The sequence below is a fragment of the Deinococcus aerophilus genome (genome assembly GCF_014647075.1).
Taxonomy (GTDB): domain Bacteria; phylum Deinococcota; class Deinococci; order Deinococcales; family Deinococcaceae; genus Deinococcus; species Deinococcus aerophilus.
Map to the genome: position 1 here is coordinate 25,473 of NZ_BMOM01000028.1, position 8,856 is coordinate 34,328.

Annotated in this window: 10 protein-coding genes; 3 read left to right on the forward strand and 7 right to left on the reverse strand. The window is 68.4% G+C overall.

The annotated features are described in order from the left end of the window. Positions 1 to 210 precede the first annotated feature (210 nt). A complete protein-coding gene (locus IEY21_RS13640; protein WP_188904896.1) occupies positions 211 to 2,112 on the forward strand; it encodes an acetate--CoA ligase in 1,902 nt (633 codons plus the stop codon). Between the two features lie 172 nt (positions 2,113 to 2,284). Here IEY21_RS13640 and IEY21_RS13645 read toward each other — a convergent pair whose 3' ends face one another. Continuing rightward, positions 2,285 to 2,479 carry a hypothetical protein gene (locus IEY21_RS13645; RefSeq protein WP_188904897.1) on the reverse strand — a complete coding sequence of 65 codons (195 nt, stop codon included), beginning with the start codon at positions 2,477 to 2,479 and terminating at the stop codon, positions 2,285 to 2,287. Positions 2,480 to 2,776: 297 nt separating this feature from the next. Here IEY21_RS13645 and IEY21_RS13650 point away from each other — a divergent pair, with 297 nt between their 5' ends. Together IEY21_RS13650 and IEY21_RS13655 are read left to right on the forward strand one after the other, a co-directional pair. Continuing rightward, positions 2,777 to 4,753 carry an alpha/beta hydrolase family protein gene (locus tag IEY21_RS13650; protein ID WP_188904898.1) on the forward strand — a complete coding sequence of 659 codons (1,977 nt, stop codon included), beginning with the start codon at positions 2,777 to 2,779 and terminating at the stop codon, positions 4,751 to 4,753. A 10-nt stretch (positions 4,754 to 4,763) separates the two neighbouring features. Then, a complete protein-coding gene (locus IEY21_RS13655) occupies positions 4,764 to 5,078 on the forward strand; it encodes a hypothetical protein (RefSeq protein WP_188904899.1) in 315 nt (104 codons plus the stop codon). A gap of 82 nt (positions 5,079 to 5,160) precedes the next feature. Here IEY21_RS13655 and IEY21_RS13660 read toward each other — a convergent pair whose 3' ends face one another. The 6 genes from IEY21_RS13660 to IEY21_RS13685 all read right to left on the reverse strand — a co-directional run bounded on the left by IEY21_RS13660 (position 5,161) and on the right by IEY21_RS13685 (position 8,739). Further along, on the reverse strand, positions 5,161 to 5,658 hold the full coding sequence (locus IEY21_RS13660; protein WP_188904900.1) for a hypothetical protein: 498 nt from the start codon (positions 5,656 to 5,658) through the stop codon (positions 5,161 to 5,163). 48 nt (positions 5,659 to 5,706) lie between these two features. Beyond that, positions 5,707 to 6,207, reverse strand: a complete 501-nt coding sequence (folK, locus tag IEY21_RS13665) for a 2-amino-4-hydroxy-6-hydroxymethyldihydropteridine diphosphokinase (RefSeq protein WP_188904901.1) — start codon at positions 6,205 to 6,207, stop codon at positions 5,707 to 5,709. Continuing rightward, positions 6,204 to 6,578, reverse strand: a complete 375-nt coding sequence (gene folB / locus IEY21_RS13670; RefSeq protein ID WP_188904908.1) for a dihydroneopterin aldolase — start codon at positions 6,576 to 6,578, stop codon at positions 6,204 to 6,206. Before folB ends, folK begins: the two co-directional genes overlap by 4 nt. A gap of 99 nt (positions 6,579 to 6,677) precedes the next feature. Further along, positions 6,678 to 7,562 carry a dihydropteroate synthase gene (gene folP, locus IEY21_RS13675; RefSeq protein ID WP_188904902.1) on the reverse strand — a complete coding sequence of 295 codons (885 nt, stop codon included), beginning with the start codon at positions 7,560 to 7,562 and terminating at the stop codon, positions 6,678 to 6,680. Next, entirely contained in the window at positions 7,559 to 8,338 is a 780-nt protein-coding gene (locus IEY21_RS13680) for an ImmA/IrrE family metallo-endopeptidase (protein ID WP_188904909.1), read from the reverse strand. Before IEY21_RS13680 ends, folP begins: the two co-directional genes overlap by 4 nt. 149 nt (positions 8,339 to 8,487) lie before the next feature. Continuing rightward, on the reverse strand, positions 8,488 to 8,739 hold the full coding sequence (locus IEY21_RS13685) for an acyl-CoA-binding protein (RefSeq protein ID WP_188904903.1): 252 nt from the start codon (positions 8,737 to 8,739) through the stop codon (positions 8,488 to 8,490). Positions 8,740 to 8,856: the final 117 nt, after the last annotated feature.

Sequence of the window (8,856 nt, forward strand, 5' to 3'; positions counted from 1 at the left end):
AGCATAAATTATGTTTTCTACGTAATTACTGTTGGAGGTCAGCCGTGCTGGGCTTCTTGAGAAGTGACCTGTAGGACGCCCTCTCTGGTCCGGCACACCCGAAAAAATCCCGCAGTGAACATGGTTGGCGGTTCATCTGTTTGCGGCGTTCCCCGCACCGCTACACTGGGGCCACCCCCACCGCTCCTCTCCCCCACCGGAGGTTCCTGCATGTCCGAGTCCGAACCGGCCCGCCCCACCCCATCCGCCGAACGCTTTCCCGCGCCCCTCAGCGTGACCTCGCGCCTGCATTCCGACCCGGCGCCGGACATCGAGGCGGCCCATGCCGATGCCGACGCCTTCTGGCTGGCGCAGGCGCGGCGCTTCGAGTGGACCCGTGAGCCGTCGGTGGGCTTAAGTGGAGCCGCCCCCGACTTCCAGTGGTTCGCAGACGGCGAGACCAACGTGACCCTCAGCGCCCTGGACCGCCACGCCCGCGGCGAGGCCCGCACCCGCGCGGCGTTCATCTGGCTGTCGGAAACCGGGGAGGAGCAGGTGCTCACCTACGGCATGCTGCACGGGCGCGTCGAGCAGGCCGCCGCCGGCCTGCGCGCACTGGGCGTGGGGGTGGGGGACCGGGTGGTGGTCTACATGCCGCTGACCCCCGAAGGGTGCATTGCCATGCTCGCCTGCGCGCGGCTGGGCGCGGTGCATTCGGTCGTGTACGCGGGCCTGGGCGTGGGAGCGCTGCGCGACCGCATCGTGGACGCGGGCGCGCGGGTCGTGATCACGGCGGACGTGGGGTACCGGCGCGGCAAACTGGTGGACCTGTACTCGGTGGCCGCCGAGGCCATCGCCGAACTTCCGGAGGTCGAACATCTGGTGCTGTGGGAGCGCATCAAGACCTTCTCGCGCGAGCACGACGCCCGGACGGTGGCGTGGGAAAGCCTCTTTGAACACGGCCGCGCCGCCGCGGTGCCGGTGGGCGCGGAACATCCGCTGTTCATCCTGTACACCTCGGGCTCCACCGGCAAACCCAAGGGAGTCATTCATACGCACGGCGGCTACACCGTGGGCACGGCGTACCACTTGGAACAGCTGTTCGATGTACGCGCCGGCGACGTGTTCTTCTGCACCAGCGACATCGGCTGGATCGTGGGCCACAGCTACATCGTGTACGGCCCGCTGAGCGCCGGGGCCACCGTGCTGTTCCGCGAGGGAGCACCGGATTTTCCCGATCCCGGCGTGCTGTGGCGCAGCATCGAGAAATACGGAGTGGACGTGCTGTTCACCGCGCCCACCACGCTGAGGCTGTTCATGAAGCTGGGCGCCGAGGTCCTGAAACCCCACGACCTGAGCCGCCTGCGGGTGATCGCCTGTGCGGGCGAGGCGCTGAACCCCGAGGCGTGGCGCTGGGCACAGGAGCATGTCGGCGGCGGTCTGGGCGAGGGCGCACACGGCCGGGTCATCGACCACTGGTGGCAGACCGAACTGGGCGGTCCCACCCTGGGCACCCATCCACGCTGGCCGGTGCGCCCCGGATTCGCCGGACCTGCGCTGGCCGGGGTCGAGCTGGGCGTGGTCGACGAGGACGGCCATGACGTGCCCGACGGCACCCAGGGCCAGCTGGTCATCCGCCGTCCCTTTCCCTCCATGATGCGCGGCATCCACGGCAATCCGGCCAAATACGCCGAGGTGTGGACCACCAACCCGGCCGGATACCTGTCGGGCGACCTGGCGCTGCGCGATAAGCACGGCTATATCAGCATCCTGGGCCGCGCCGACGATGTGCTGTCGGTGGCCGGGCACCGCATCGGCAGCGCGGACGTGGAAGACGCGCTGGTGTCCCACCCCGCCGTGGCCGAGGCCGCCGTGATCGGAATTCCCGACGAACTCAAGGGCCAGAGCATCGTGGCGCACGTGATTCTGCGGGCCACCCACACCGACAGCCCTGGCCTGCGCGCCAGCATCACCGAACACATCCGGCGCGAACTGGGGCCGATCGCCACGCCGGGCGAGGTCGTGGTGGTGTCCGGCCTGCCCAAGACCCGCAGCGGCAAGATCATGCGCCGGGTATTGCGGGCCCAGGCGCTGGGCGAGGACCCCGGCGACCTCACCACCTTGGAGGGCTGAGGAGCCCCAGGGGTGACGGTCAGAAAGAAGACACCACCCCGAACAGACCGGGCAAGAAAAATCCGCCCTTTCGGGCGGTGATGGACAAAATATAGCGTGTTATGCACGGCCCGTCAAGATATGCGTCCGGATTCCCGCTGCGTCCGTACCGGCATGACGCGCGGGGCACACGTCAGGTCAGCAGCGCGATCTGCTGGGCGCTGGCCTTCACGCGGGCGCGGCCCTTGAGGTACAGGTCATGCACGGCCTGTTTGCCGAAGATGTGGGACAGGCGGGAGCTGGTCAGCTCGATGGTGCGGCTGCCGTCCACCTTCAGGCGCACGACGTTGATGGTACCGGGAACCCACGTACACGATAGTTCTTGCATGGTTGACCTCCGGGAGTAGGAATAAGGGAACCAATCGGCCCACTGACGCCGCCCCCAACGGCGTTCAACGCTGAATTCGCTCTCGTATACGATAAAAACAGTGCCACGCCGCATCAGCGGGGTCGCGAGAGGTCAACTTGAAGCCGGAGGAGCCGGTATGTCTAGCCTAACTGACGGATTTCTGATAATCGAAAGGGAAAGCGCAATTGGACTTGAGCCAGCCATCATGAACGGTGGCCGAAGAACTACGGCTGGGCGCGGGCAGAACCCTGGACGGCTCAGGTTATGCTGAAGTCCATGTTAAATCAGTCTGCTCCACCGCTGCCCGGACCCGACAGCCTGCTTGCCCTGGCGTTTCCCTCTGATCCGCAGATCAGCCCGGACGGACGGCGGGCGGCTTTCGTTCTTGCACGCATCGAGGAGGAAGACCCGCAGAAGGTGGACAGCGGGTTCGCCCGGCCGCGGTACAAGTCTCACATCTGGCTCGCGGAGAACGGTTCGGCGCAGCAGCTGACCCGCGGCGAGGGGCGCGATACCTCGCCGCGCTGGTCCCCGGACGGCACCACCCTGGCCTTTGTGCGCGACGGCAAGCTGCATCTGCTGCCGCTGGGCGGAGGCGAAGCGCAGCGCATCACCGACTTTGCCGGGGCCGTACAGGACCTGCAGTACAGCCCGGACGGACGCTTCCTGACGTTTTTCAGCGCAGGTGACGATGAGGACAAACGTGACGAGCGCGGCGAGGCCCGCATCATCACCCGTCCCCGCTACCGCTTCAACGGCCGCGACTGGCTGCCCGAGCGCTCCGCGCGGCTGTGGCGCTACGACCTTCAGCAGCACGAACTCAGCGAGTGGCTGGCCCCCACGGTGGAGGTCACGGGCTATGCGTGGCAGCCGGATTCGCAGGGCGTGCTGCTGGTGTCCAGCGCCGACGAGCTACGGGCGACCCAGTGGCAGCAGGAGGTCTACCGCCTGGGCTTAAGCGGCATCCCCGAACAGCTCACCCGCTGGAACTCGGCCATCACGGCGGTGATTCCGCACCCGGACGGGCAGCGGTTTGCGTTGGTGGGCCGGCCGGAGGGCAAGGGCAGCCCGGAAAACACCCACCTGTTTCTGGTGGAGCCCGGCGGTTCGTGGCAGCGCCTGGACCGGGACCATGACCATCCGGTCGGCAATCTGGTGGGGGGAGACTGCCACGTGGGAGCGCTGCCGGACAGGCCGGCATGGCTCGACGGCCAGACCCTGCTGTTCTCCAGCACCGTGCGCGGCAGCTGCGGCCTGTTCCGGATCACGCTGGACGGAACCGTGACCGCACACGACCACGATCCGCAGGCCGTGGTTCCCTCCTTCACGGCGCGCGGCGGCGGCGTGGCGCTGATCCGGGAGCGGGCCGACCGCTTTCCCGAGGTGGAGCTGAACGGCACGACGGTGACCGACCTGCATGCCCGGCTTCCCTTTGTGGCCCGCACGCCCGGGCGCGGGACCTTCCACAACGAGCTGGGCGCGGGAGAGGGCTGGGTGCTGCTGCCCGACGGTGACGGCCGCGTGCCCGCCGTGCTCAGCATTCACGGCGGCCCGCACACCGATTACGGCCACGCCTTCATGCACGAGTTTCAGCTGTTCGCGGCGCGCGGCTATGGCGTGTGCTACAGCAACCCCCGCGGCAGCGCCGGCTACGGGCAGGCCTGGGTGGACGACATCCACGGCCGCTGGGGTGATCCCGACATGGCCGACCTGCTGAACTTCTTCGACCGCTGTCTGGAGGCCCATCCACGGCTGGATGGTGAACGCAGCGCGATCATGGGCGGCAGCTACGGCGGCTACATGACCAACTGGATCACCGGCCACACCGCGCGGTTCGGGGCGGCCATCACTGACCGGTCCATCTGCAACCTGCTGTCGTTCGGGGGGACCTCGGACATCGGGCTGCGGTTCTGGGACGATGAGCTGGGCCTGAACTTCCACCGCAGCGCCGACACCCTGAAGCTGTGGGAGCTGAGTCCCCTCAAGCACGTCGAGAACGTGCAGACGCCCACCCTGATCGTGCACAGCGTCCTCGACCACCGCTGCCCCATCGAGCAGGCCGAGCAGTGGTACGCCGCCCTGACCCTGCACGGCGTTCCCACACGCTTCGTGCGCTTTCCCGGCGAGGACCACGAACTGTCGCGGGCCGGCCGCCCGGACCGCCGGCTGGTGCGGCTGCAGGAGTATCTGGCCTGGCTGGAGCAGTGGCTGAAGGTGTCTGCGCCTGAAGCGAAGGTAGAGGCGCTGCGCTAGACTCCGGGCCATGCGCAGCGCGTATCTCACGGCCGCCCGCTCCCTGCAACTGGGGCGCGGGTGGGCCGTGGAGGGAGACCAGCCCAGAGCGCTGGAGGCCTACTCCGACGCCCTGAGCCTGCTGCGTACCCTGCCGCCGGAACGCACCCGCGATGTGCTGCTCGCGCACACCCACCTGGCCTTCTACCAGACGCTGGCGCTGGTGGACAGTCCCGGGGGCCAGACCCACCTGCACCTGGGCGTCAGCTATGCCCGCAGCACCCGCGACCCGCTGGCCCGCGCCATTGCCGAGGAGTGCCTGAGCGGCCTGGACGTGGTGATGTAGCACCCGGGTGGCACACCGCCGGCCACATCAATGAGCGCCGCCCGACCGATGGGGTCTGGGCGGCGCTCCGTATGTTGCAGGCTTACTGGCCGGGCAGCTGCAGCTGAACGACCGTCTTGTCATCCTGGCGGTTGTGGACACACTGCATGGGCAGCTGCCCCAGCGCGCGGGTCTTGCCGCCGCTCTGCACCGAGATGGTCGCGGGCGCGCTCAGGGTCCAGCCGCCGCCCTCAATCGTCTCGGTGGCGCGGATGATCTGGGCCGGTTCGGCCTCCAGGGTCACTTCCAGCCGGTCTCCTGCCTTGAGGGGACTGCCGCCCTGCTCGACCAGGGTCTTGAGCGGAATGGCCTGCCCGGCGGCGGCGACGGTCAGCTCCTCGGTGTCCTCCAGCTGTTCGCGGCAGTGCTCGATGAAACGGTACTTGCTGACGCCGTTGGCCTCACGATCACTGTAGATCGGATTGCTGCGCACGGCGACGGCAGTCACGAAACCCAGCAGTGCCAGAGACAGCACGACGGCGACCCACAGCAGCGTGCGGCCCACGCCGCCGTGACGGGAAGAGGAGGTCAGTTCGCTCATATCGCCCACAGCATAGCGCCACCATCTGCCGGCGACCGTATGCGCGCCTTAGGAGTCCGGCCACCAGCGGCGCCGCTCCAGCACCACCCCCGCCTCGCCCGTTCGTTTCAGGCCTCCAGCCACGGTCTCGCCGGTCTGGGGATGCCTGAGTTCGGGGTTCAGGTCGGCCAGCGGAGCAAGCACAAAGGCCCGCTCCCAGGCGCGCGGATGCGGCAGGGTCAGGAGGGGGCCCGCCTGCACCAGCCCGTCATACACGATCAGATCCAGGTCGAGCAGGCGGGCCGCCCAGCGTTCCCGGCGTTCCCGGCCGGCGCGGGCCTCCAGTTCGTGCAGGGCGTTCAACAGGGCGTGGGGAGCCAGGGCAGTGTTCAGGTGGAGCGCCGCATTCAGGTAGTCCGGTTGCCCGGCGGGTCCGCCGACCGGCGCGGTGCGGTACAGTCCGGAGACGCCGCGCAGTTCGCCGTGCTGCGCCACCGCCTGCACGGCCCAGCGCAGCGTGTCGTGCGGGTGACCCAGGTTGGCGCCCAGGGCGATGTAGGCGTCGCTCAAGCGGGCCGGTCCGGGAGGGTCTGTTCCAGCGTCAGTTCGGCGTACACGTCGCGGAACACGCCGGGCAACGGAGCAAAGGGCTTGTGAACCCGCACGGTCACCCGGGCCAGGCGGGGCTGATCGCGCAGAATACGCCGGGCCACCCGGTCGGTCAGTACCTCGATCAGCTGGTGGCGCTGCCCCGTCACCTCCTCCTGAATCACGCTGTATACGGCGGCGTAGTTCACGGCGGCGCTGAGGTCGTCGGGCAGGCCGGCAAAGTCATAATGCAGTTCCGCGTCCACCACAAAGCGTGCGCCCAGCACCGCCTCAGTATCGTAGACCCCGTGCCGGGCATGAAATTCCAGTCCCTCAAGCACCACCCGGCTCATGGAGGTCCCGCTCATCTCGGTCCTGCACCGCGGCCTGAAGCGGCAGAGTGCGGAGCCAGGGCGTGGACACAGGGGGCAGTCCGGATCATGGCCGCCAGTCTAGCCCGTTCGTTCCTCGCCATCCGTCCCGGCCAGCGCAGCCTGCACGCGCAGCGCCTGCACGTGGGCCACCGCCGCATGCGCGCGGACCAGCGCCGCCCCTGAGCGGGCCGCGTGAAGGTGCAGCGCCAGTGTGCCGGGGTCACGGTCGGCCGCCTCCGGCACTCCAGCCAAGAAATCGATCAGCCGTTTGCGGCTGGCCCCGACCAGAACGCCGTCCGGGCCGTCGGTCAGCGTGGGCAGCGCCCGCAACAGGGCCAGGTTGTGCTCCAGCGTCTTGCCAAAGCCGATGCCCGGATCAAGCAGCACGCCCGGCAGCCCCGCCGCCCGCGCCTCGTCGGCCCGGGTCCGCAAAAACGCATGGACCTCGGCCACCACGTCGGCGTACTCGGGCCGCCGCTGCATGGTCCGCGGCTCGCCCTGCATGTGCATCGCGCAGGCGGGAGCCTGGGCCCCGGCACACACCCGCAGCATCTCGGGGTCGCGCAGGCCACCCACGTCATTGATCAGGTGGGCTCCGGCCCGCAACGCCTCGTGGGCCACCTCGGGTTTCAGGGTGTCCACGCTCAGGGGCATCTCGGCGGCCAGGGCCCGGATCACCGGCAGAACGCGGTCCAGTTCCACCTCTGCCGGGACCGGTTCTGCACCGGGGCGGGTGCTCTCGCCGCCCACATCAATCAGCAGCGCCCCCGCGTGGCGCATGGCCCGCGCCGAGGCGAGTGCAGCGTTCAGCGCCGTGTGACGTCCTCCGTCACTGAAGCTGTCCGGGGTCACGTTCAGGATGCCCATGACCGCCGTTCCCTGCCAGCTCAGGCGCCACCCGGCCCGGTGACGTTCGGCTCCCGGCACGGGAAATCCAAAATGCAGGTGATGGGCGCGCGTCATGCCGGGTCCTTTGCGGGACGGGTCTGCAGAGCAAAGCTGACAAGCACCCGACGCCGCTCGGGAAAAGCGTCTACGTAGGCGGGCATGCGCCGCCCGGAGCGAAAGGGGATGTAACTCGCCTGGGCCAGAGGAATCTGGGTATCCAGCGCCACCGCCACCGGGTGATTCTCGGGGATGGGGGTGCCGGGCCGCAGACTGTACTTTGCTCCCGGAGCCGCGCCACTGACCCGCACCGTCAGTGCCCGGCCCGCCGGGCGGCCCTCGTCGTCTCCGGGCGTTTCCTCGTCCAGCCGCGTCACGGCGCACACGGCGTAGATCACCGGGGCTTCGGTGCGCCCGGCCAGCGCGTACAGGGCGGTACTTGCACTGACCTCGGCGCGGCGGATCAGTTCGGCAAGCGCCCGCCCGCTGGGACCAAAGCGGGCGAGCAATTCGGTGATCAGGGCGTCGGGCATCAGAATGGCCGCTGCGCCCACGTTGCACAGCGTCTCGATGGCTCCCTCCAGCCGCTCTCCCTCGAACAGATCGTGCAGGTCGCTGAGCAGATCATCGTCCTGCAGCAACAGCGCGTGGCTGATCTCGTGGGCCAGGGTAAACCGCTGCCGTTCCGGACGAACCTGGCTGTTGATCAGGATGACGCGGTGCTCGGGATCGTAGGCCCCGTCGCGCTCTCCCATTGGCATGAAGTTCAGGGTCACGCCGTCCAGCCCCGCCATCAGGCTGTGGGTGTCCAGCCCAGGCAGTGTCTGGGCATAGCGGGCGGCCAGCTCATGCATCCGCGCCCGTGCGGGGGCCAGCGGGCCCGGAGGGTCATGAGAGGCCGCGTCGGTCACCCGGGTAGCTTATACGCCCGGCGGCAGCGCCACAATTGGAAAAGCCTGGAGGGACGGCTCCGGCACCTGAACGTCTCTCCCACTCCCGGCGTTCAGCCGCGTGCTTTCAGAGACCCGACCAGTGCCACGTACTCTTCCTGGGCCTCGCTGGACGGCTTGCCCTGCAGGTCGGCCCAGGCGTCGTACTTGGCTCTGCCCACGAAATCAAAGCCTCCCGGACGTGTTCCGGTAACGTCTCCCTGGGTGCCCTGCTTGTACAGGGCATACAGCTTGAGCAGGGTGGCGTTGTCCGGCTTGCTGGGCAGGGTCTGGGCATCGGCCTGGGCCGTTTCAAAGGCAGTCATGGACGGAGTGTAGCGGTTGTCCGGACCGGAGAAACACTTCCAGACAGCAAGAAGCACCCCCCACCATAGAGGTGGGGGGTGCTGAACAGACATAACAGAACTCCGGTGAGGGAGGTG

Bases quoted from the DNA above. Each gene is read 5' to 3' on its own strand.
- IEY21_RS13640 (WP_188904896.1), top strand. From the start codon at position 211: ATGTCCGAGTCCGAACCGGCCCGCCCCACCCCATCCGCCGAACGCTTT.
- IEY21_RS13645 (WP_188904897.1), bottom strand. From the start codon at position 2,479: ATGCAAGAACTATCGTGTACGTGGGTTCCCGGTACCATCAACGTCGTG.
- IEY21_RS13650 (WP_188904898.1), top strand. From the start codon at position 2,777: ATGTTAAATCAGTCTGCTCCACCGCTGCCCGGACCCGACAGCCTGCTT.
- IEY21_RS13655 (WP_188904899.1), top strand. From the start codon at position 4,764: ATGCGCAGCGCGTATCTCACGGCCGCCCGCTCCCTGCAACTGGGGCGC.
- IEY21_RS13660 (WP_188904900.1), bottom strand. From the start codon at position 5,658: ATGAGCGAACTGACCTCCTCTTCCCGTCACGGCGGCGTGGGCCGCACG.
- folB (WP_188904908.1), bottom strand. From the start codon at position 6,578: ATGAGCCGGGTGGTGCTTGAGGGACTGGAATTTCATGCCCGGCACGGG.
- folP (WP_188904902.1), bottom strand. From the start codon at position 7,562: ATGACGCGCGCCCATCACCTGCATTTTGGATTTCCCGTGCCGGGAGCC.
- IEY21_RS13680 (WP_188904909.1), bottom strand. From the start codon at position 8,338: ATGCATGAGCTGGCCGCCCGCTATGCCCAGACACTGCCTGGGCTGGAC.
- IEY21_RS13685 (WP_188904903.1), bottom strand. From the start codon at position 8,739: ATGACTGCCTTTGAAACGGCCCAGGCCGATGCCCAGACCCTGCCCAGC.